Annotated in this window: 20 protein-coding genes; 9 read left to right on the top strand and 11 right to left on the bottom strand. The window is 72.5% G+C overall.

All coding sequences use genetic code 11. From position 1 onward, the window contains the following. The first annotated feature begins 36 nt into the window (after positions 1-36). Complete coding sequence (locus ACIBK8_RS08360; protein ID WP_399040871.1) at positions 37-963, top strand: NmrA family NAD(P)-binding protein; 927 nt, start codon at positions 37-39, stop codon at positions 961-963. 9 nt (positions 964-972) lie between these two features. Here ACIBK8_RS08360 and ACIBK8_RS08355 read toward each other — a convergent pair whose 3' ends face one another. Further along, on the bottom strand, positions 973-2,412 hold the full coding sequence (locus ACIBK8_RS08355) for an APC family permease (RefSeq protein ID WP_399040868.1): 1,440 nt from the start codon (positions 2,410-2,412) through the stop codon (positions 973-975). A 195-nt stretch (positions 2,413-2,607) separates the two neighbouring features. On the opposite strand from ACIBK8_RS08355, the gene ACIBK8_RS08350 reads away from it, so the two are divergent. Beyond that, positions 2,608-3,054 carry a nitroreductase family deazaflavin-dependent oxidoreductase gene (locus ACIBK8_RS08350; RefSeq protein WP_399040867.1) on the top strand — a complete coding sequence of 149 codons (447 nt, stop codon included), beginning with the start codon at positions 2,608-2,610 and terminating at the stop codon, positions 3,052-3,054. A 59-nt stretch (positions 3,055-3,113) separates the two neighbouring features. Here the strand turns inward: ACIBK8_RS08350 and ACIBK8_RS08345 are convergent, their stop codons facing one another. From ACIBK8_RS08345 to ACIBK8_RS08335, 3 genes are all read right to left on the bottom strand, one after another. Next, a complete protein-coding gene (locus ACIBK8_RS08345; RefSeq protein WP_399040866.1) occupies positions 3,114-5,096 on the bottom strand; it encodes an ABC transporter permease in 1,983 nt (660 codons plus the stop codon). 120 nt (positions 5,097-5,216) lie between these two features. Next, the gene (gene modA / locus ACIBK8_RS08340) at positions 5,217-6,005 is read right to left on the bottom strand and encodes a molybdate ABC transporter substrate-binding protein (protein WP_399040864.1); all 789 of its coding nucleotides are present in this window, start codon (positions 6,003-6,005) and stop codon (positions 5,217-5,219) included. A gap of 173 nt (positions 6,006-6,178) precedes the next feature. After that, positions 6,179-6,574, bottom strand: a complete 396-nt coding sequence (locus tag ACIBK8_RS08335; protein ID WP_393687231.1) for a molybdopterin-binding protein — start codon at positions 6,572-6,574, stop codon at positions 6,179-6,181. A 358-nt stretch (positions 6,575-6,932) separates the two neighbouring features. Here ACIBK8_RS08335 and ACIBK8_RS08330 point away from each other — a divergent pair, with 358 nt between their 5' ends. Then, a complete protein-coding gene (locus ACIBK8_RS08330) occupies positions 6,933-8,111 on the top strand; it encodes a helix-turn-helix domain-containing protein (protein WP_399040863.1) in 1,179 nt (392 codons plus the stop codon). Positions 8,112-8,147: 36 nt separating this feature from the next. Here ACIBK8_RS08330 and ACIBK8_RS08325 read toward each other — a convergent pair whose 3' ends face one another. After that, positions 8,148-8,555, bottom strand: a complete 408-nt coding sequence (locus ACIBK8_RS08325) for a molybdopterin-binding protein (RefSeq protein WP_399040861.1) — start codon at positions 8,553-8,555, stop codon at positions 8,148-8,150. A gap of 455 nt (positions 8,556-9,010) precedes the next feature. Here ACIBK8_RS08325 and ACIBK8_RS08320 point away from each other — a divergent pair, with 455 nt between their 5' ends. The 3 genes from ACIBK8_RS08320 to ACIBK8_RS08310 all read left to right on the top strand — a co-directional run bounded on the left by ACIBK8_RS08320 (position 9,011) and on the right by ACIBK8_RS08310 (position 13,439). Continuing rightward, positions 9,011-10,300 (top strand): hypothetical protein, encoded by a 1,290-nt coding sequence (locus tag ACIBK8_RS08320; protein ID WP_399040860.1) that lies wholly within the window; start codon positions 9,011-9,013, stop codon positions 10,298-10,300. 308 nt (positions 10,301-10,608) lie between these two features. Beyond that, positions 10,609-12,945: a molybdopterin cofactor-binding domain-containing protein gene (locus ACIBK8_RS08315; protein WP_399040858.1), complete on the top strand. Its 2,337-nt coding sequence runs from the start codon at positions 10,609-10,611 to the stop codon at positions 12,943-12,945. A gap of 17 nt (positions 12,946-12,962) precedes the next feature. After that, a complete protein-coding gene (locus ACIBK8_RS08310; RefSeq protein ID WP_399040857.1) occupies positions 12,963-13,439 on the top strand; it encodes a (2Fe-2S)-binding protein in 477 nt (158 codons plus the stop codon). Positions 13,440-13,501: 62 nt separating this feature from the next. Here ACIBK8_RS08310 and ACIBK8_RS08305 read toward each other — a convergent pair whose 3' ends face one another. From ACIBK8_RS08305 to ACIBK8_RS08280, 6 genes are all read right to left on the bottom strand, one after another. Continuing rightward, complete coding sequence (locus tag ACIBK8_RS08305; protein ID WP_399040856.1) at positions 13,502-14,560, bottom strand: serine hydrolase domain-containing protein; 1,059 nt, start codon at positions 14,558-14,560, stop codon at positions 13,502-13,504. Continuing rightward, complete coding sequence (locus ACIBK8_RS08300) at positions 14,557-15,525, bottom strand: DUF6895 family protein (protein WP_399040855.1); 969 nt, start codon at positions 15,523-15,525, stop codon at positions 14,557-14,559. The genes ACIBK8_RS08305 and ACIBK8_RS08300 overlap by 4 nt, the downstream gene beginning before the upstream one ends. Then, positions 15,522-16,493: a DUF6895 family protein gene (locus ACIBK8_RS08295; protein ID WP_399040853.1), complete on the bottom strand. Its 972-nt coding sequence runs from the start codon at positions 16,491-16,493 to the stop codon at positions 15,522-15,524. Before ACIBK8_RS08295 ends, ACIBK8_RS08300 begins: the two co-directional genes overlap by 4 nt. Next, complete coding sequence (locus tag ACIBK8_RS08290) at positions 16,490-17,104, bottom strand: hypothetical protein (protein ID WP_399040852.1); 615 nt, start codon at positions 17,102-17,104, stop codon at positions 16,490-16,492. The genes ACIBK8_RS08295 and ACIBK8_RS08290 overlap by 4 nt, the downstream gene beginning before the upstream one ends. 83 nt (positions 17,105-17,187) lie before the next feature. Further along, a complete protein-coding gene (locus tag ACIBK8_RS08285) occupies positions 17,188-17,373 on the bottom strand; it encodes a hypothetical protein (RefSeq protein WP_399040850.1) in 186 nt (61 codons plus the stop codon). 374 nt (positions 17,374-17,747) lie between these two features. Continuing rightward, positions 17,748-18,809 carry an enoyl-CoA hydratase/isomerase family protein gene (locus ACIBK8_RS08280; protein WP_399040849.1) on the bottom strand — a complete coding sequence of 354 codons (1,062 nt, stop codon included), beginning with the start codon at positions 18,807-18,809 and terminating at the stop codon, positions 17,748-17,750. A 451-nt stretch (positions 18,810-19,260) separates the two neighbouring features. Here ACIBK8_RS08280 and ACIBK8_RS08275 point away from each other — a divergent pair, with 451 nt between their 5' ends. From ACIBK8_RS08275 to ACIBK8_RS08265, 3 genes are all read left to right on the top strand, one after another. Then, positions 19,261-19,548, top strand: coding sequence for a hypothetical protein (locus tag ACIBK8_RS08275; protein ID WP_399040848.1), 288 nt, complete (start codon positions 19,261-19,263; stop codon positions 19,546-19,548). Positions 19,549-20,097: 549 nt separating this feature from the next. After that, positions 20,098-20,583 carry a cation:proton antiporter regulatory subunit gene (locus ACIBK8_RS08270; RefSeq protein ID WP_393687218.1) on the top strand — a complete coding sequence of 162 codons (486 nt, stop codon included), beginning with the start codon at positions 20,098-20,100 and terminating at the stop codon, positions 20,581-20,583. A gap of 6 nt (positions 20,584-20,589) precedes the next feature. Then, positions 20,590-21,906, top strand: coding sequence for a cation:proton antiporter (locus ACIBK8_RS08265; protein ID WP_399040846.1), 1,317 nt, complete (start codon positions 20,590-20,592; stop codon positions 21,904-21,906). The last annotated feature ends 118 nt before the right edge of the window (positions 21,907-22,024 follow it).

Below are 22,024 nucleotides of genomic sequence, written 5' to 3'. Positions count from 1 at the left end.
GCCCGCCACTTACTGCGAGAGCACCCTAGGAGCACCATGTCCACAGATTCCGCACCCGTTCTGGTCACCGGCGCCACCGGCCGGCAGGGCGGGGCGACCGCCCGCGCGCTGCTCGCGGCGGGCACCCCCGTCCGCGCCCTGGTGCGCGACACGACAACCGACCGGGCCAGGGCCGTTGCGGCCCTCGGCGCCGAACTGGTCACCGGCGACCTGCACGACCGTGCATCCGTGATCCGGGCCGCCGAAGGCGCCCGAGCCGTCTTCTCGGTGCAAATGCCCGCCTTTACAGCGGCGGGCCCCGACTTCGACGGGGAGACGGCCCAAGGCACCCACCTCATCGAGGGCGCAAAGGCCGCCGGGGTGCGGCAGTTCGTGCACACCTCCGTCTCCGGTGCGGGCCGGCACACCGAAACCCCGGGCTGGGCCGAGGGCCGCTGGGACTTCATGAAACCCACCATGGGCGCCAAGGCCGCGCTCCAGGACCGGGTCCGCGAGGCCGGATTCCCCCACTGGACGCTTCTCAAGCCGGGCTTCTTCATGGAGAACTTCCTGCCGTCCCTGGCGTACATGTTCCCGCGCGGCATCGAGGGCGGCCTGGTGACCCTCCTGAGGCCCGAGACCCGGCTGTCCCTGGTCGCGGTGGACGACATCGGCGCAGCCGCCGCCGCGGCCTTCGCCGCACCTGAACGGTTCGACGGGGTCGAGCTGGAGCTGGCCAGCGACCGCCTCTCGATGACCGAGGTCGCCGAGGTCCTCTCGCGCACCTTGGGGAGGGACCTGCCCGTCCCTGACATGACCGAGGAGGAGGCCGTCGCCGCCGGGATGCCGGCGATGGGCCGCTCGCACCTGTGGCTGAACGCGGCCGGCCAGCCGGCCCGCCCGCAGCACGCCAGGGACCTCGGCATCCCGCTCACCACCTTCGAGGAATGGACGCAGAAGTACCTGCTGCGGACCGACGCCTGACACGGCCTCTCACAGATGGCGCCCGATGCGCAGCGCGCGGGCCAGCCCTGCGGCGAAGGCGAGCGGCAACGGGGCCAGCAGGGCGATGTTGATTCCCGTGGAGGCGCCGGTGAGCAGGTCGAAGTTGCGGCAGACCAGCACGATCAGCACGAGGAGTCCGGCGCAGGCCAGCAGCGGTGCCACCACGACCCGCCAGGCGGGCATCCCGCGCCGGTCCCGGCGGAAGAAGCCGTACACGGCGAGGGCGGCGAGCGCCTGCATCAGCATGATGCCGACGATGCCGGTGCCGTTGGTCCACAGGAACGTGACCTGGTACGGGTCCTGGCCGGTGGCGGCGGTGACGAGGACGACGAGGAGGCCGAGTGCCGACTGGAGGACCACGGCGGCGGCGGGCGACCTGGTGCGGGTGGTGACGGTCGCCAGGCGGCGGGGCAGCAGGTGAGCGCGGCCCAGCGCGTAGAAGTAGCGGGTGGCGCCGTTGTGGAAGGCGAGGGTGGCGGCGAAGGCGCTGGTGATGAGGAGGAGGTGCATGACGTCGGACGCCCAGGGGCCGACGAAGCGTGCGGTGGCGGTGAAGAACATGTCGGTGCCGCCGGGGCCGTTGGCGACGTCCTGGGCACGGTCCGCACCGTAGGCGTTGATGATCACCCAGACGGTGAAGGTGTAGAAGAGGGCGAGGAAGGCGACGGCGGCGTAGGTGGCACGGGGTACCGAGCGCGCCGGGTCGCGGACCTCCTCGGCGTAGATCGCGGTCGCCTCGAAGCCGATGAACGCGCCGACGGCGAGGACGAACATGCCGCCCACCCCGGCGTTCTGGAGGTGCGCCGGGGAGAGCACGGTGAGGTCCGGGCCTGCGGGCCCGCCGCCGTGGGCGAACACGCCGGCCTCGAACACCACCAGCACCAGCACTTCGAGGACGAGCGCGACGCCGAGCACCTTGGCGCTCAGCGTGACCTTGAGGTACCCGAGCACGCCGATCGCCACCAGGCCGGCGAGCGACCACACCCACCAGGGGACGCGGGCCCCGGTCAGGTCCTGGAAGCCGGACGCGGTGAAGTAGCCGAAGGCGGTGAGCAGTCCGACCTCGATGGCGTTGTAGGCGAGCAGCGCGACGTAGGCCGAGCCCGCGCCGGCCGGGCGGCCGAGCCCGCGTCCGATGTAGGCGTAGAACGCGCCGGCGTTGCGGACGTAGCGGCTCATCGCGGTGAATCCGGCCGCGAAGACGATGAGCAGCAGGCCGGAGATGAGGTAGCCGAGCGGGGCCGCCCGGCCCGCCATGCCGATGGCGACCGGCGCGGCGCCCGCCATGACGGTGAGCGGTGCAGCCGCGGCGACGACGAAGAAGACCAGGTCGCCGGTGCCGATGGCGCCGTGTTCGAGGGCGGGGGCGGCGCCGGGCCCGGAGGCGCCGGTGGCCGCCGGGGAAGGCGTGGACGACTGGGTCACCATGCGCGGTCCTCATGATTCCTGGCGTGGGCTTCGGCCGACCGTACGCGCGGTGCGGCCTGCGGGGGAAGACCACGACACGGCGGCGGCACGGGGATGATTGCGCGGATTCCGCTTGTTGAGCGAAGGTCATGGCGGCCGGGCCGACGATCACGCCGGGGCCGGTCGCCGAGCGAAACGTGACGATGGGACGGGCAGATGCCTCTTGAGGGTGAGTACGAGCCGAACACCGAGCAATGGGTGCGCGATCAGGTCGAGTTGATCGAGAGTTCCGGAGGGCAGCAGGGCACGACGCTGCGCGGAATGCCCGTCATCGTCCTGACCACGCGGGGCGCGAAGAGCGGCAAGCTCCGTAAGAACCCGCTGATGCGGGTGGAGCACGAGGGCCGGTACGCGGCGGTGGCCTCACTGGGCGGCGCGCCCAAGCATCCGGCCTGGTACCACAATCTCGTCGCCGACCCCCGTGTGGAGCTCCAGGACGGGCCGGTACGCCAGGACATGACGGCGCGTGAGGTGACCGGCAAGGAGAAGGCGGTGTGGTGGGCGCGCGCCGTCGAGGCGTTCCCCGACTACGCCGACTACCAGCGCAAGACGGACCGTGAGATCCCGGTCTTCGTTCTGGAGACGGCGGACCGCCCGCACTGACCCGGGCGGACGGTACCGGCGGGCCGCCGCGCGGCCACCGGTACCGTCCCCGTTGGTGGTCAGAGGGTGACCAGCGAGACCTCCGTCGCCTTGACGCTCGTCCAGACCGGGACACCCTCGGTCAGGCCGAGTTCCAGGGCGGCCTGCGGGGTGACCTCGGCGACCAGGTCGGGCGCGTCGGGCGAGGTGACCAGGATCCGCAGCCTGCTGCCCGCCGCGGTGACCTCCCGTACCGTGCCTGGCCATACGTTGCGCGGGCTGCCCTCGGGGCGTTCGCGGTGCACGGACACCGACTCGGGCGCGAGGATCGCGAGCGCGGGCGCGCCCTCGGCGATCCGGTCGGCGGCGATCAGCCGGCCGCCGCCTTCGAGCGCGAGCCCTTCGCCGGTCCCGGTGCCGGGCCAGGCGTTGCGGCCCAGCATCCGGGCGACCCAGGGCGAGCGCGGGCGGCGGGCGACGTCGGCGGGCGGCGCGTCCTGGAGGGTGCGTCCGCCGTCGAGTACCAGCACCCGGTCGGCCAGCGAGACCGCCTCGACCGGGTCGTGGGTGACGATCAGGCAGACGCCGCCGAACCCGGCGAGATGGCCGCGCAGGGTGTGCCGGACGTGGGCGCGGGTGGTCTGGTCGAGCGCGGCGAGCGGTTCGTCGAGGAGCAGCAGCCGGGGGCGGGCGGCCAACGCCCTGGCGAGGGCGACGCGTTGGGCCTGTCCTCCGGAGAGCTGCGCGGGCTTGCGGTGCGCGAGGGCGCCGACACCGAGGCGGTCGAGCCACTGCTGTGCCTCGCGCCGTGCCTGCGCGCGCGGCACTCCGTGCGCGCGCAGCCCGTACGCGGTGTTGCTCAGGGCGCTCAGGTGCGGGAAGAGCGCGCCGTCCTGGGGTACCCAGGCGACGCCGCGGCGGTGCGGCGGCAGGGCGGTGACGTCGGTGTCACCGAGGCGGAGTGCGGCGCGGGCGCGCGGGGTGAGGCCGAGGAGGGCACGCAACAGGGTGGTTTTCCCTGCGCCGTTGGGGCCGACGACGGCGATGGTGGTGCCGGGCTCGGCGTCCAGGGTCAGTTCGTTGAAGCCGGTGACGTCGGCGTGCAGCGGCCAGCGGTCCTGGGGGTCTGCGGGCCGGGCGGGCTCGTCGGCGTCCGGTGCGTCGTCGGCCGGGGTGCGGGCGGTGTCGTCGGATGTGGCCGGGGAGCGGCGGGCGGTGCGGGGCGGCGTACCGCCGGTCCAGCGTCCGCGCAGCGCCACCAGGACCGCCATGGCGATGGCGAGCAGCAGCAGGGAGACCGAGGTCGCCGCCTCCGGGGAGTCCTGGAGCAGCAGATAGACCTGGAGCGGCAGGGTCTGGGTGGTGCCGGGCAGGTTTCCGGCGAAGGTGATCGTGGCGCCGAATTCGCCGAGCGCCCGCGCCCAGGTCAGGGCGGCTCCCGCGGCCAGGCCGGGGGCGGCCATCGGCAGGGTGACGGTGCAGAAGACGCGGAAGGGCGAGGCGCCGAGTGAGCCCGCGGTCTCCTCGTAGGAGGGGCGGAGCCCGGCCAGGGTGCCTTCGAGGCTGATGACGAGGAACGGCATCGCGACGAAGGTGGCGGCGACCACGGCGCCCGAGGTGTGGAAGGGCAGGACGATGCCGAACGTGTTCTCCAGCCAGGGGCCGAGCACGCCGCGGCGGCCGAAGCCGAGGAGCAGGGCGACGCCGCCGACGGTCGGCGGCAGCACCATCGGCAGCAGCACCAGCGAGCGGACCAGTGCCTTGCCGGGGAACGACACCCGGGCCAGCAGCCAGGCGAGCGGCACCCCGAGCAGCAGGGACAGGCCGAGCGCCCAGAAGGAGACCAGCAGCGAGAGCCGGAGTGCTTCGGTGACGCCTGGGCTGGTGAGGTGGGTGCCGAGATCGCTCCACGTGGTGCGGGCGAGGATGCCGACGAGCGGCATCAGCAAGAACGCCACCGCGAGGAGGGCGGGTACCGCCAGGGCGACGGGCGTACGGGCGCCGGGTGCGGCGATCCGGCCGGTGCGGGCGTCCGAGGGGCGGCGGATGCGGAAGCGTCTCATCGGGGTTCCTGGTGTCGGTCCTGAGATTCCGGGGGCGGCCGGTGGCGGGGCGCGGCGGCGGGGCGTGAGGCACGGCCCGGCGGGTGTCCCGGGCCGTGCCCCACGGCGTTCCGCGGCCCGCTACGGCTGCTGGAACCCGGCCTTCCGGAGGATCTTCTGCGCCTCGGGCGTGCCCAGCCACGCCACGAACGCGGCGGCTTCCTTGGTGTGCTTCGAGGTCTTGAGGGTCGCCGCCGGGTAGTCGGCGACGGCGTTCTGCGCGTCGGGGATGTCGATCGCGTCGACCTTGCCCGGGGCCGTGGCGGCGTCGGTCTTGTAGACGATGCCGGCGTCCGCCTCGCCGAGTTCGACCTTGCTGAGCACGGCACGGACGCTGGGCTCCTCGGAGACCGGCTTCACCGCCAGGTGCTGCTTGTCCAGGACCTGCTTGCTGTAGCGGCCGACCGGCACCGCGGGGGCGGCCAGGACGACCTTCAGCTTGTCGCCCGCGAGGTCCTTGAGGCTGCCGATCTTCTTGGGGTTGCCCTCGCCGGTGGCGATGACCAGGCGGTTCTTGGCGATGACGGACGGCTTGCCGGTGTCGGAGCGCAGCTGGTCCATGGTCTTGGTGTCGGCGGTGACCAGGGCGTCGGCGGGGGCGCCCTGATTGACCTGGGCGGCCAGGTCCTGCGAGCCGGCGAAGGAGAAGTGCACCTTCGTACCGGGGTGTTCCTTCTCGTAGGCGGCGCCCGCGATCTTGAAGACGTCGGTCAGCGAGGCCGCAGCGAGCACCGTGAGGTCGGTGGCCGCGCCGCTCTTGGCGTTCTTGCCGCCGTCCTTGTCGCCGCTGCCGCAGGCGGCGAGCGGAACGAGGAGGGCGGCGGTGACGACTGCGGCGGCGGCGCGGCGGCCGGTGACGACGTGAGGCATGTGCGGGACTCCTTGGGACGCGGGGCGATCCGGGTCGCCCGAGCGGATGGGGACAAGCCGCGCCGTGGGCGGCGACGCCGCTGAAGGGACGTCCGGAGTGCCGGGCGCCGCCTGAGGCCGGCCGGGGAGCCGGGCCGGGGTGCGGCGGCGGCTCGCGTCGGGCGGCCGGGCGCTCAGGTGCGGTCGATGTGCACGTTGGTGGACTTGACGCGGGCGGTGGCCTGCATGCCGACCTCCAGGCCGAGTTCCTCGACCGCTTCCCTGGTCAGCAGGGAGACCAGGCGGTGCGGTCCCGCCTGGATCTCCACCTGGGCCGCGACATCGCCGAGGGTGACGGCGGTGACGATGCCGGGGAAGGCGTTGCGCACCGAGGTGTACGGGGCGTCGTCCTCGCCCGTGCCGGACTGCCCGACCTCGATGGAGAAGGCGGCCAGATCCCGGCCGTCGATCAGCCGGCGGCCACTGTCGTCGCGGTGTGTGGCGACCCGGCCGGCGTCCGCCCAGCGGCGTGCGGTGTCCGGGCTGACGCCCAGCAGCCGCGCCGCCTGGCCAATCGTGTAGGACTGCATGTGCGCCAAGATATGCAGGTCAGGCTGGCATGTGCAATCCCTTCAGGTGAAGATCCATAGCAGCCGCAAGACCGCTTGGATGAACGCATCACAGCCGCCCGCGGCCCGCTCACGGACAGGGCACCGCCGCGCTCGCACCGCGTCCGCCTGCTCCGCGCACCCCGGCCACCTGACGGCGCGAACGACGGCTCCGTCCGGCGCACCGTGCGGAAAACACCATCACCGGAGCCGGTCCGTGGAGGAACATCCAAGAGCTTTTCACCGTGATCAGCTTGCATTTACGATGCCTGGACGCGCATTTGCCTCGTGAATGTGAGATGCCGGATTCCCCTCCGGCAGCCGCCCAAGGAGCCGCTCCATGCACGTCGACGACCTCCTCCAGCTCGACGATCTCGACCTGACCCTGCTGTGGGGCGAAGGACCGCTGCTCGCCCAGGAGGTGCGCGGGGTGACCGCCGCCGCCCCGGAGGCCCCGGAGACGTACCCGGACGGCGGCGGCGAGCTGGTGCTCAGCGGTCTTGAGTGGTGGACACCCGGCGACGGCGGGGCGCAGGCTGACCGCTTCGTGGCGGCACTGCGCTCCGCGGGCGCCGCCGCGCTGGTGGCGGACGAGGAGACGCACGGCACGGTGCCGCAGGATCTCGTCGCGGCCTGCCGCACCCACCGCGTCCCACTGCTCTCGGTGCCCGCACAGGCCGCGTTCCCGGCCGTCACGGAAGCGGTGCGCCTGCGCCACCGGCAGCAGGCCGTCGACCGCCGGGCCGGGGACGACCGCCGGGCCGCGGACGAGTGGGCCGCGCTGGCCGCCGCGCCATCGGCCGACGGTGCGGCGCTGACGGCTGCGGTGAGCGCCTGCGGGCTGCCGTCGGACGGCCCGTACCGGGTGGTGGCGGCGACTTGCAACACCAAGGACGCGACACCGGACGATGCGGGCGAACCGGCAGTGGACGCCCTGTCCGAGGCGCTGGCGCACACCTCCGGCACACCGTTCGCGGTCGGCCGGCTGCCCGAGGGCGAGGCCGTCGCCCTGGTCGCGACCGGCGCGGGTGACACGGTACGGGCCACGCTCGGGGAGCTGTGGCCGACGCTGCGCACCTGCGCCCCTGACCGCATACTGCGGGCGGGGATCAGCGGCCCCGCCCGCACCACCGAACTCACCGGCGCCGCCCTGGAACAGGCCCGCTACGCCCTCGCCGCGGCCCGCCAGGACGCACCCGGGCGCTCCCGGGTGACCGCCGTCGAGGATCTGACGAGTCTGGCGTCGCTGCTGGCAGGCGTGCCGCGTTCGGTGCGCACCGCCTTCAGCCGTACGGTGCTGGGCCCGCTGGCGGGCGCGGGCGCCTCGCACCGCATGCTGCTGGAGACCCTGGAGGTCTTCCTCGCCCGGCACGGCTCCTGGGCCCGCACCGCGGAGGCCCTGCACCTGCACGTGAACACGGTGCGCTACCGCATCCAGCGCATCGAACTGCTCACCGGGCGCGATCTGTCGCGCCTCGACCACAAACTGGACCTGCGGGCGGCGCTGCTGTGCCGGTGAGGGCGGAGAAGAGCGACCCGGCACTGGCCCGCCGTCTCAGCCCCGGCCGCCCGGCAGATCCACGTACACCTGTGTCGCCTTCACCCGGGCGGTGACCCGCACACCGACCTCGATGCCCAGTTCCTCGGCCGCTTCCCTGCTGACCAGCGAGACCAGCCGGTGCGGTCCCGACTGGACCTCGATCTGCGCGAGCACGTCGTCGAGGGTGACGGCCGTGACGATACCGGCGAACGCGTTCCGCACCGAGGTGCGCACCTCGCCCTGCTCCGCATGCGCCCCGGCCGCCCGGCCCTTGGCGAACGCGGCCAGGCTCACGCCGTCGATGACCCGGTTTCCCGTGCCGTCCCGCTCCATCCGCAGCTGCCCGCGGTCGGCCCAGCGGCGTACGGTCTCCGGGCTGACGCCGAGCAGCGCGGCTGCCCGGCCGATGCTGTAGGTCGGCACGTGCGCACTGTAGGGGCCGCGCGGGGGCGTGCGGCGACCGGGCATCAGGGCGGGTGTCACACCCCCACGGCGAGGGCGCCTGCGACGGCGAGGAGCGACGCCCCCGAAAGCGAGCAGGGCGAGGGTGAAGAACCGCAGGTCCAGCCAGGATTCCAGCCGGGCGGCCTGCGGCTTTTCGGGGGTCGCGGCGCCCATCCGCCCAGCGGCGGCCGACGGTTGGGCCTGTCACCGCTGCGTAACAAGGGGACGGAACCGTTGAGCGGGCGGGTCCATCCGTGTTCGACTGCATGGCGTTCGACGATGATGACGATGACGCACGTGAAAGACCGTTCCTGAGCGGTGAATCCGGCGGCCCTTTCCGGTATTCCCCGAAAGCGGCGACGGCGTCATGAAGGCGGGGAGGAATTTCCGCGGACGCGACGGATCACCGGCCGTGGACCGAGGAAGAGGGAGCAATGCAGCGCATGCGCGGGTCACTGTCCGGCGGTTCCGGCGAGCGGCCGGGAATTTCGCGGCGGCTGCTGCTCGGAGTGTCGGGCGCCGCCCTTCTCGCTGCGGGATGCGGCGAGAAGGGAAAGGCCGCAGGGGACGGCCGGCCTTCGGATTCCGGCAGCGGTGGCCCGACGGGCGCATCCGCGGCCCCGAGTGGTGTGCTGGGCGCCAATTTCAACGAGGACCCCAGCGATATGCGCTTCTCCCAGTTGCGCGGGCTCTCCGCGAGTTGGCTGCGCGGCTTTCTTCCGATGCCGGAGGCCGACAAGGGGCCGCCCGCGCGCCAGCGGGCCGTAGCCACTCTGCTCAGTGCGAGCAAGCAGGGATACGGCACGGTTCTGTCGCTGAAGTTCCCTTACCCCGACCGAGCGCTGCCCGAAGTGGGCAGCGCTCTCATGGATGCCGAACTCCAGCGCGTGGACGCGGTGGCGCGGGCGGTGATGGGCACGGTGGACATCCTGGTGATCGGCAACGAGCCCTTCCTCGAAAGCCGTCCCGTGGATCGCGAAGGTCCCGCCGTCAATGCCTTCTACGAGCACGTGGCCCGGCATGTCATCGCGTACCGGAAACAGCATTTCGGCGCGCGCTGCAAGACCCGTCTTTACATGGGCGCGCTCAACCGGCTGGACGATCCGGGCCGGCGGACCGAAGCCACCCGGCGCTGGGTGGAGTTCGTCCATGACACGAAGGAGATCGAGGGTGTCGACATTCATCCTCATGTGGTCTCCATCGATGCCGCTCAGCAGTATCTGGACTATGTACTCCCCCACCTCCGCGATGACCAGAAATTCCTGGCGACCGAATTCTCCCTCGTGCTCAACTGGCGTGAGCACCTGCGGGACACCATCCCGGCCCGGTTCGCCGAACGTTATGGCACGGACCCGGGCACACGGGTGTGGGAACTGCTCGAAGAAGCCGTCCGGCATCCCTTCCCCCAGGAGAAGTGGAACGCCTTTCTCGGCATGAGCCCGTGGTTCCACACCCATCGGCATTTCCTGAGGGATCAAGTGCAGCGGTTTCGTGCCACGGGGAAGCTCGCGGTGGCCACCTACGGCGTGGTCCAGGCCGACGCCATGGTGCGGAACATCGGCCCCGGCAAACAGCCGTGGCTGCTGAACAGCCTGTACGCGAACCGGACCGTCCAGGAGCACGGGGGAATCACCGGCCGCAATCAGGCGTGGTTCAAGGATTTCCGCGCCCTCCAACGTCGGCGCGACCGCCTGCCGGTCCGCACGGGCGAGACGGCCACGTGACGCGGTGGACGGCGAGGACGCTTGGCTCGGCTGGGCTTCCTCGCAAGGTCCACACCATTTCTGACGCGGCGTCACCAGCCGTGAAGACCGCGTGGATCCTTCCTTCCGTCCTGCGCACGCCCCCTCCGCGGAACCGGCCTCATCTGCGGAAACGGCGCTGCCCGCCGTCCAGTTGTGCCACACTCACAGCCGCGCCCGCTCGACGGAGTGCACCATGACCATGGCTCACTTCCGCGGCCCGTGACAGGCTCCCGGACCCGGAACGGGCGTCACTCGTCATCCCGTTCGGGCTCCCGGAAGGACCGCACATGGCTGAACCGAGCCGTTCGCCACAGCACTCACAGACCGCACCCGAAGGCCCCGGCCGCCGCCGCGTGCTCGCCTACCTCCTCGCCGCCCCGACCCTCGCCGTCGGCGTGCGCATAGGCACCGACGCGCTCGACGGGCAGGAGGCGGCGGCAGCCGTCCCGACGCTTCCGCAGCCCGAGGAGCTCTTCGACCTCGGCGATCTGCAGAATCTGGCGGCGGCGCCGACGTCGGGCCTGATCACGGTCCAGGTGCACAAGGACGGCACCGCCTCGTTCGCGGTCCCACGGGCCGAGGTCGGCCAGGGCATGACCACCGCGATCGCCATGATGATCGCCGAGGAGCTGGACCTGCCGCTGGACAAGGTGCGCGTCGAACTCGCCGACGCCCGCCCCGAGTTGCTGATGAACCAGATGACCGGCGGCTCCAACTCGATGCGCAGCATGTACCTTCCGGTGCGTACCGCGGCGGCCGTAGCCCGGCAGCGGCTGATCGCAACCGCCGCCGCACAGTGGGGTGTTGAGGCGTCCGAGCTGACCGCGGCGGACGGCGTGATCCGGCACGGGTCCACGCACCGCGCGACGTACGGCTCGCTCGCCGGGGCCGCGGCCTCGGTGGCCGCGACGGCCGTCAGGGCCACCGCGCCGCTCAAGTCACGGGACGAGTTCACGGTCCTGGGCACGCCCCGGAACCGTATCGACGCGCTGGAGATCGTCACCGGCCGCAAGAAGTTCGGCATGGACCGCCATGTCCCCGACGCCAAGCCGACGATGGTGCGCCGGCCGCCGACCGTGAACGGCACGGTCGAGTCCGTCCACAACGCCGACGCGGTCAGGCGGATGCCGGGCATCACCGACGTCGCGACGATCAAGCACGGTGTGGCGGTGCGCGGCGCGACGTTCGGGCAGTGCATCGACGCGCTCCGGGCCCTGGAGGTGACCTGGGGCCCCGGCACCGTGGACGGGGAGTCGGACGACACCGTCCTGCGCAAGCTCAAGGCCGCCACGCTGCCCATGGTCGTGCCGCCCCTGCTCACCAAGAAGATCGACGCCGAGTTCACCTTCGCGTTCGCCAGCAACAGCCCGCTGGAGCCGGACAACGCGATCGCGGACGTGCGCGCCGACCGTGCCGAGATCTGGGCGAGCCTGAAGGTGCCGATCGTCGCGCAGAGCGAGATCGCCGCCCGGCTCGGGCTGCCGCTGAAGGCCGTGACCGTGCATGTGGTGGAGGGCGGCGGCTCGTTCGGGCGGCATCTCTTCCACGACGTGGCCGCCGAAGCCGCCGAGATCTCCCAGAAGATGGGCAAGCCGGTGAAGCTGTCGTGGTCCCGGACGGACAACTTCCGGCACGGCCGCACCCACCCCATGTCCGTCTCGCGGGTGCGCGCGACGTACGCGCGGGGCAACGTCCTCAGCTACGAGCAGCGGCACACCAGTTCACAGACCGACTTCGGCCACGGACTCGGCGAGATGATCACGTCGACGGCCGCGAAGCTTCCCGTGGCGGGCAATCTGACGTTCGCCGAGACCATCTTCCAGCTGAGCCAGTACTCGCCCTACCACTTCGGCGTCACCACCCAGCTCCTCAACGAGGTGCCGCTGAAGTTCAACACGGGCAGCATGCGGAACATCTACTCGCCGAACGTGGCCTGCGCCCGGGAGCTGGTCGTGGACCAGCTCGCCGCGAAGACGGGCAAGGACCCTGTGGCGTTCCGCCGCGAGTTCCTCCGGGACAAGCGGCTGCGCGCCGTGCTGGACAAGGCCGCCGACGAGGGCGAGTGGGGCGCGTCGCTGCCCGAAGGCGTCGCGCAGGGCATCGCGCTGCATGCGGAGTACCGGGGAGCCGTCGCCACGCTCGTCGAGATCGACTGCCGGCCGGAGACCGTCAACCGTAAGGTCGAGCACGGGGTGACCGGGCCACGCGTCACGAAGGCGCTGATGGTCGTGGACGCGGGCTTCGCCATCAACCCCCGTGGCCTGGAAGCCCAGATGATGGGCTGCGTGAACGACGCGCTCGCCCTGGCGCTCACCTCCAGCCTGCACATCAAGGACGGCGTCCCGCTGGAGGGGAGCTGGGACGACTACTTCTACACGCGGCAGTGGAACACCCCGCCCGAACTGCGGGTCGTCGTCATGCCGAGCACCGGCGACAAGCCGTCGGGGGCGGGTGAGCTGGGTGTCGCGCCCGCGTTCGCGGCCATCGCCTGCGCCTACGCGCGCGCCACCGGAACGATGCCGACCAGCTTCCCCGTCAACCACGGCAAGCTCGGCTTCGAACCGCTCCCCATCGAACCGTCCACCCCCCAGTCCCCCACCGACGGTCTCGACCGCGCCTACTAGGAGCCCTGATCACCTCCATGGCCAGCCACACCTTCACACTCAACGGCGAGCAGATCACCGTCGAGGCCGAGGACGACGTACGACTGCTGTGGGTGCTGCGTGACCTGCTCGGCGTCACGGGGCCCAAGTACGGCTGCGGTCTCGGTGTCTGCCAGGCATGTACGTCGCACATCAACGGCAAAGCCTTCAACCCGTGTTCGGTCCCCGTCTCCAAGATCTCTCGGGACGACGAGATCACCACCATCGAGGGCCTGCCGGGAACGGTCGGCAAGGAACTGCATCCGATGCAGGAGGCCTGGCTCGACCTCGACGTCGCGCAGTGCGGCTACTGCCAGCCCGGCCAGATCATGGCCGCCGTCGCCAAGGTCCGTCAGGCCGCCGACGCCGGCCGGGAGATCGACGACGCCGACCTGGACGAGATCCGCAACATCTGCCGCTGCGGCACGTACACCCGGATCCGGGAAGCGATCAAGGCGGGCGCGAAGCACATGTGACGGGCATGCCCGGCTCGCCGACGCGCGTCGGGCATCCGCCCCCGCCCCGGCCGCCGGGACGCTCAGGCCAGCAGGTTGTAGGTGCTCTGCTGGAGCGTCGCCGCGGGCGGGTAGCGGCGGTTGGCGAGGGCGACCAGCGCGGTCCCGGTGGACGGGCGGAAGGCGAGAAACGCCTCCTGGCCGGGGGTGGCGCCGCTGTGGAAGAAGAACGGGCCGTGCTCGGACGTGTGCTGGAACCAGCCGATGGTGTGCGTGTGCTCCCGGTGGCGTCCGCGGCGCAGCAGGGGTTCCTGTACGTAGCGGAGCGCGTCGGCCAGTGGGGCGTGGCTGCCGGGGGCGAGGAGCGCCTCAAGGTAGGTGAGCAGGTCGCCCGGGGTGGCGCGAACGGCTCCTGCCGCGGCCCAGCCGCCGGGCGCGAAGGGCGGGCAGGCTTCGTCGCCTGTGAGGTCGTGCCCGAGGGCGTCACGGTGGTCGTAGGGCCCGGTCAGCGTGGTGTCGGCGAGGCCGAGCGGCCCCAGCACGTGGGTGGCCATCAGGTCCGTGAAGGGCGTGCCGGTGGCGCGGGCGAGGGCGGGGCCGAGGAGGGCGACGCCGAAGTTCGAGTAGTGCCAGCGCGTTCCCGGGGTGCTGCGGGGTCGGCAGCGTGCGAAGGCGCCGAGCATCCGCGGCTGGGTCGAGTGCGCGAAGGGGTTCGCGTGGAACCGGCCGCGCGGCTGGAGGTAGACGCTCCAGGGCAGGCGGGGCAGTCCTGAGGTGTGGGTGGCGAGGTGGAACAGGGTGATGGCGTCCCGTCGCGCGTGCGGTGGGACGGGCGGTGGCAGAAGGGCGGAGAGGCGGTCGCTGAAGCCGAGAACGCGCTGGTGGGCGAGGGTGGCGAGGAGCAGCGCCGTGAAGGTCTTCGTCACGGAGCCGACTTCGAAGCGCAGGTCCGCGCGGGCGCAGGCGGGGGTGTGGGCAGGGGCAGGGGCGTGCAGCCTTGCGCCGCGCGCCCCGGCGGGGCCGGTGCCTCCGGTGACGACCGTGCGGTGGCCGTCCTGCGACAGGGCCATGACCACGTCCGGGGCATCGACGGAATCGACGATGGCGCGCAGCTCCGCCCGCGTGGGGGACGGGGCCGTCATGACGCGGAACCGGTCAGGGCGGTCAGCGCGCGCGACGTGGCCATGGTCGAGGCGAAGACGGCGACGAGCGTGGGGTGGTACAGCGTGCCGAACTCATCGGCGCCGTCCGCGGGCCGGGTGCGTTCCAACGGCATGGCGCCGTCGGCCCCTTGGGCCTGCGCGAAGCTCTGCCAGGCGGCAGCGTCCCACGCGGGCCTGGGCAGCATCGCGTCGACGACGAGGAGTTCCCCGAGCAGGTCCCAGTGCTCCTTCTCGCGCCACTCGTCGACCCAGACCGGCAGCCAGCGCGTCAGGTAGCCGGCGATGTCACCGGGGAGCGCGTCGAGGCGGGCTCCCCAGTCGGTGAGGTGGAAGACGGTGTGGGTGACGACGTAGGCGATGTGGTAGTCGACCGTCCACGGCTCCGGGGTCTGCGCCAGCCAGGTGCTGCGGAGTGCGGCGGCCGTCTCGGCGCCGGACGTCAGCTCGGCGCGGGCCTCGTGGCGGGTGAGCCCCAGGCGCCGGTTCGGCAGCATCTCCAGCGCCTGCCAGCTGCGGATGCCGCTCATGACCCGGGCGTGCCGCTCCACCTCGGGGTGGTGGTAGCCCAGCTCACGGAACGCCGTGTACACCTCCAGCGGGACGGGCGAGAGCGGTTCGTCGCGCTGCATCCAGGCCAGCAGGCCGCCGCCGTCGAGCACGTCCCGCCAGGCGAAGTCGAGGAGCCGCCGCATCTGCGCGGCCTGGCTGGTTCCTGCCACGCCTTCGCGGGTCAGCACCCGTCCCATGAGGGCGAGTTCGCCGACCGGCTTGAAGAACTCCTTGACCTGGTCGGGGGCGGCGGCACGGTCCGGCGTACGGAATCCGTCCCGGTGTTCCTCCAGCCAGTGCACCGCGCGCGAGCCCACCTGGTGCATCAGGGCCGTGGCACCGGCCCCGTCGGCGTCCGCCGTGCGGGGCACGCTTTCCGGAGTCTCCCCGGTCATCGTCGGGCCTCCTCGGGCGTAGGGGCGGCCGTCCCCGCACCGGCCGCGGCGTGGCTGGTGAGCGCGGCGGCGAAGGCGATGACCAGCGTGGAGTGGTAGCAGGAGCGGAACGCGAGCGGGGATCCCGGCTTCGTGTGCTCCGGGGCCGACCCGTCGGCCTCCAGCGCGTGCTCCGGGAGTGACCCGTCGGGCCGCTGTGCCTCCTGGAGCGTCCGCCACGCGTCGTCGGCGCCTGGCAGTGCTCCCGGCGGGCCCAGCACGGCGGCGACGGCCAGCAGTTCACCGGCCAGGTCCCAGTGCCCGGCCTCCAGTGTGCACTCCAGCCAGGCCGGCAGCCACAGCAGGAGGTAGTCCCGGACGGCGGCGGGTAACAGGTGCGGCTCGCTCCCCCAGTTGGTCAGGTGGAACACGTAGTGGGTGGCGTCGTAGCCGGTGCCCGTGGTGTGGGCCCAGGGCTCGGGCAGGCCGCCGAGCCAGGTGCGGGCCTGGGCCGCCGCCCGGTCCGTGTGCGGGGTCAGGCCGAGCCGGTGTTCGGCCTGGAGCACCGCGAGTGTGCGGGTGGGCGGGCGCTCGGCGAGCCGCCAGGCGCGGGTGCGGGCGAGGTCCCGCATCTGCGCCTCGAAGGGCGCGTGGTGCCGTCCCGCCTCGGCGAAGACCGCGTACAGCTCCAGGGGGTAGGCCGCGTGGGGTTCACGGCGCACCAGCGCGGCGAAGACCTCGCCCCGCCCCGTCTCGCGCCAGGCGAAGTCGAACAACTCCTGTGCGTGGCGCAGCGCTTGACCGCCCGTGCCGCTCAGCCGTCCGATGGTGTAGGTCAGTTGCGCCAGCTCGCCCAGCGGGCGCAGCGTCCAACTGCGGTCGTGGCGCGGATCCGCGTAGTCGTGCGGCAGCCGGAATTCGTCGCGGTGCGCGGAGAGCCACCGCAACGCACCCTCGGTGACGCCTTCCAGGCCCACCGCGCCCCTCACCGCTCGCCCCGGGCCAGGGCCTGGGCGGCGCGCACGTGCAGGGCGGCCCGCGCGTCGTCGGCACCGACCTGGGCGACCATGGCCAGGCCCGCCGTCAACCCCAGCGATTCGGGGGCGCAGCCGGCGGCGGCCAGCCAGCGTCCCACCGCCGCCGCCTGGACCCAGTCCTGACGGCGCACGGCGCGGACGAATCCACGGGAGAGGTCGTCGGCTCTGGCGGTCGCGGCCGGGAGCAGCGCGGTGGCCATGGGGCTTGCCAGGGACGCGAGTTGGGCGAAGCGGTGGGTGATCTGCTGCCAGGTGCCGTCCGCGGCCCAGGCGGCCTCGGGTTCCACGGCGGCCGGTGCGCCGCCGGGGCGCAACCGGTGCAGCACCGCCGTCAGCCCCCAGTGGGTCCAGGTGCTGGGCACGGACGAGGTGTCGGGCGGGAAGGCGCGGGCCGCGCCGCCGGCCAGGGCCAGGTCCCCCTGCGACACCGGCATTCCCAGGAACGCCCACGGTGCCAGCACGTCCGCCCCCAGCACCCGGGCCGCCGCCAGGGCAACGGGATCGTCCGCATGGGTGAACAGGGAGGCGGAGAGGTCGAAGGGGTTGCCCCCGCCGTTGTGCAAGGCGGAGGCAACCGTGTGGGCGATGTGCTGAACGGTTTCGTGAACCGCTGAGCCATGCCGCCCCGTCGTCGTCACGTCGGTGACTACTTCTTCGGAAGCGGCGTGGGCGGCGACAGCAGCCCGGAGCCCTTACCGAGGAGCAGCGCAGCGCACTCGGCGCTGTCGTGGAACGTGCCGTCGGCCTCGGTCGGGTTCAGCAGTGCTTCGACGTCCTGCACCAGTTCCTCCGTGGGTGCGGTCACGCCGGCACGGGTTTCGATGGGCAGCATGTGATCAGCCTCCTGTCACGATTTCAGCCCTTGTGTGGCTGATTCAGGTTAGGCACAGAGGCATGACGCCCGCATGTCGGTGCGGGAGGCGCGGGACGGCACGAGGCGGGACGGGGGCGGCGCCCGAGTCGGCTTGTGCGCCACAGCGACCCTCCGGCCTCACCGGACACCCCATGACGGGGACCATGATCCCGACGGTCAACTCCGTTTCGCATTGCGTCAGTTGGCGCAGAGGGCGCCGCCCTGAACGGCAGCCCGCACCGTCGGCCGGGCACGCCGGAGGCCGACGCGGCATAGCTCGCCACCAGCATCTTTGGCCAAAGCTTCCCCCGTCCCGCAGGGCACCGCCCCTCCCGCCGGGCATCCACCCCCGGTCAGGCCGTCACCTCCGCCGCCCCCAGCCCCAGCTCCCCCTCCCCCAACGAGCGGAAGTGCCGGTCGACTTCGGCGTCCGTGACGTCCGCCAACCGGGCCGGTGACCAGTGCGGATCGCGGTCCTTGTCGACGATCCGGGCGCGGATCCCCTCGACCAGGTCGGCCGAGCCGAGCGCGACCGACCCGACGCGGTAGTCCTGGTCGAGCACCCGCTCCAGCGAGCCGAGCTGCCGGGCCCTGCGCACCGCGGCGAGGGTGACCTTGAGCGCGGTGGGCGAGCGCTCCAGCAGCGTCTGCGCGGCATGCTTGGCGGCCGGCTCGCCGCTCTGTTCCAGCCGGTCGACGATCTCCTCGACGGTGTCGGCGGCGTAGCAGGAGTCGATCCAGCCGCGGTGGGCGGCCAGTTCGGCATCCGGCGGCGCCGCCGCGTGACGGCGTACGGCATCCGGCACGGCCATGACGGCGAGGTCGGCGGCGCATTCCGGGAGCCGGGCGGCGGGCACCAGATGGTCGGCGAACCCGCACAGCAGCGCGTCGCCCGCGGTCATCGAAGCGCCGGTCAGCGCGAGATGGGTGCCCAGCTCTCCCGGCGCACCGGCCAGCAGATGGAGGCCACCGACATCGGGCACGAAGCCGATGGCGGTCTCCGGCATGGCGATCCGGGAGCGTTCGGTGACGATCCGCACGCTGCCGTGCGCCGATACGCCGACGCCGCCGCCCATCACGATGCCGTCCATCAGGGCGACGTACGGCTTGGGGTAGCGGGCGATGCGGGCGTTGAGGCGGTACTCGTCGCGCCAGAAGGCCAGGGACGCGGTGCCGTCGCCCTCGCGCGCGTCGTCGTGGATGGCGCGGATGTCGCCGCCCGCGCACAACCCCCGCTCGCCGGATCCGCCGATCACCACGGTCGCCACCTCACGGTCCTGCTCCCACGCGGTCAGCGCCTCGTCGAGGTGGCGCACCATGCGGTGGGTGAGGGCGTTGAGGGCGCGAGGGCGGTTGAGGGTGAGGTACCCGGCGTGGCCTTCGGTGTGCCGCAGTACGGAGTCGTCGGCGGTCATCGGACGGATCCGGTGCGGGGCGGGGCGGTGACTGGCATGGCTCGGGTCGGTCCTTCCCGTTCTGTTGCGCCCGCGGTGGCGAGCGGCCTCGGCCTCGCCGACCCAGGCACCCTCAGTCCATCAGACGGGTCTGACACCCGTACCGGCGCGGTGCCGGTTCACGGATTGCGGGCCGTGACCGGCGGGCACAACTAGGGTCTGTCGTTCGGATCAGGTCGGGCTCGCGGGGGCTGGTGCGCGCATCTGCGGCGTTGTCGTCAATCACCAACGCTCCGCGTTGCCTCAATCCTCCGCCTTGCAGCTGCACGCACCAGCCCCCGCTCCCTGATCCGACCTGATCCGAACGACAGACCCTAGCGGGATGTGCCGGTACGGGCCGCGTTCCGCGCGCCCCGCCCGGCGCACCGGCGACCGCTCGCGACGACCGCTTCCTGGAGAGGAGGGGAAACCGATGCCCCCTGATGACAGGTGCCAACTCACCGATCTCACCGAGCAGTTCGGGCAGCCGGCACCGTGGCAGGTCACAGGGCCGGTCACCCGTGGCCGCCAAGGGCCGCGGCCCGCCCGGCGGCAAGGCGCCCGGCTGCTGCTGGCCCTCGCGCTCTGCGGCCTGGCCTACGGCATCGCCGCCTCACAGGGCCTGGTGATCGCGGTCTGCCTGATGCTGGCCGGTCTCGCCGGGCAGCTCATGGACCGCGGGCGGGTGCGTCGGCCGCGGCCCGCGACCGGGCGCAGGTGACGACGGGGCCGGGAGCCCGCGAACGGGCCGCCGACGCACCGGCGTTGCGCAAACGCCCCCGACGGCGGCAGAGCCACCCCCACCCGGCAGCCGTTCCGCTCCCATACCGCCCCCTTTCAGCCAATTGACGCTGAGTTAAACTCTCCCCTGGACCATCAACGCACTGGTGGTCGGCCGTCGCCCCTTGGTGTGGCGAGCGGCCGGTCACGGCGGACATCGGGGAGGCAGGGCATGCGGGCAGTCACCGCGACCGTAACCGCTGCCCCGTACCGCGTCGCCCGCGCCGTCCGCGTGGGGCGTGCGCACTCCCCCGCCCGTGCCCTGCGGCCACGCATCGCTCCCTGTGCACGCAGCGGCATCCCCGATATGTCCAGCGCCGGTTGATACGGCTTCCACCGCACCGGAAGCCCGCTCCGCCCGCCCCCTGCCACCGGCGTCACGTGCTGCACAATTCCTCACCAGTGGTGGCGGGAGCGTGCCTCCTGTCACCCGTCCAGGGGCATCGCATTGCCCGCACGCTGTCACCGCACGCCCGCATGGAGCGCATCAATGGAGCCATCGGCCCACGTCGGCAAGACCGCCCTTCCAGGGGTCGGCACCCGCTACGACCTCGCCACGGAGAGCGGCCGGCATCTTTCGGTCGTCGTCCACCAGGACGGCAGGCGCATTCTCGCCTTCCACGACCCCGAGGACGAGGACAACTGCAAGGACGCCGCGACCCTCGCCCCGCACGAGGCCACCGCGCTGTCCGAACTCCTCGTCCCCGACCCCGTCGCCCATCTGCACCAGCATCTGGAGATCGACCTGGTCACCGAGCACATCCCGGTCACCAAGCGGTCCCCCTACGCAGGCCGGACACTCGGCGCCACACAGGCCCGCACCCGTACCGGCGCGTCCATCGTCGCCGTCCTGCGCCGTACCGACGCCTTCCCTTCGCCCACCCCGGACTTCCGCTTCGCGATCGGCGACACGCTCGTCGTCGTCGGCACCCGGGAAGGCGTGGACGCCGTCGCCGAATTGATCACCGGAGGGTAACCGCCCGTGCACGAAACCACCGCGCTGCTCATCGAACTCGGGGCCATCATCCTCGGCCTCGGCATTCTCGGCCGGCTCGCAGGACGGGTGGGATTCTCCCCGATTCCGCTCTATCTCGTCGCCGGACTCGCGTTCGGCCACGGCGGGCTGCTGCCGCTGAACGCCAGCGAGGAATTCGTCTCCACCGGCGCCGAGATAGGCGTCATTCTGCTGCTGCTCCTGCTGGGGCTCGAATACAGCGCATCCGAACTCGTCACCAACCTCAAGACGCAATACCCGTCGGGCATCGTCGACTTCGTACTGAACGCGGTGCCGGGTGCGGTGGCCGCGCTGGTGCTGGGCTGGGGCCCGGTGGCGGCGGTGGCGCTGGCAGGTGTCACCTGGATCTCGTCGTCCGGTGTGATCGCGAAGGTACTCGGTGACCTCGGCAGACTCGGGAACCGCGAGACACCGGTCATCCTCGGGGTGCTGGTCATAGAGGACCTGGCGATGGCCGTCTACCTGCCGCTGCTGACCGCGCTGCTCGCCGGGCTGAGCCTGGCGGGCGGCAGCCTGACCCTGCTGATCGCGCTCGGTACGGTCGGTGCGGTGCTCTTCGTGGCGCTGCGGCACGGCCGGCTGATCAGCCGCGCGGTCTCGTCCGACAACCCCGAGATGCTGCTGCTGGTGGTACTCGGCCTGACGGTGCTGGTCGCGGGGGTCGCCCAGCAGCTCCAGGTCTCCGCGGCGGTCGGCGCCTTCCTGGTCGGCATCGCGCTCTCCGGTGAGGTCGCCGAGGGCGCGCACCACCTCCTGGCGCCGATGCGTGACCTGTTCGCCGCGGTGTTCTTCGTCTTCTTCGGCCTCAACACCGACCCGGCGGCGATTCCGCCGGTGCTGGTGCCCGCCCTCATCCTGGCCGTGATCACCGCGGGGACCAAGGTGGCCACCGGCTGGTTCGCGGCCCGGCGGGCCGGCGTCAAGACCGCGGGGCGCTGGCGCACCGGCGGCACGCTGGTCGCCCGGGGCGAGTTCTCCATCGTGATCGCGGGCCTGGCCGTCGGGGTGGAGCCCCGTATCGGGCCGCTGGCCACCGCGTACGTACTGATCCTGGTGATCGCCGGGCCGCTGGCCGCCCGCTTCACCGAGCCGGTGGCGCGCCGCCTGACCCGCAGGTTCGGCAGGACACCGGCCACTGCCGGGGCCGGGGCGACGCCGCCTCCCGCGCCGACGGCCGAGCCGCAGCCCGCGGCCGACGAGGCGGTGGCCGGTCCCCCGCAGGCACCGCAGGACGCCCCCGAGGCGTCCCCGACGGCGACCGATGCGGCGCACACCCACGGCTGACCTGGGACGACGCACACCGTCGGGGGGGGGGGGGGGGCGCGCCCGCCCGCCCCCCCCCGCGGCCCCCCCGCCCCCACCCCCCCCGCCCCCGCAAGACCGAACGGACGCGGCCGCGGCA

The organism is Streptomyces sp. NPDC050161 (assembly GCF_044460025.1).
Lineage (GTDB): Bacteria > Actinomycetota > Actinomycetes > Streptomycetales > Streptomycetaceae > Streptomyces.
The sequence above is the reverse complement of the archived record's forward strand: the minus strand, read 5'-3'. Positions and strand labels throughout refer to the sequence as shown.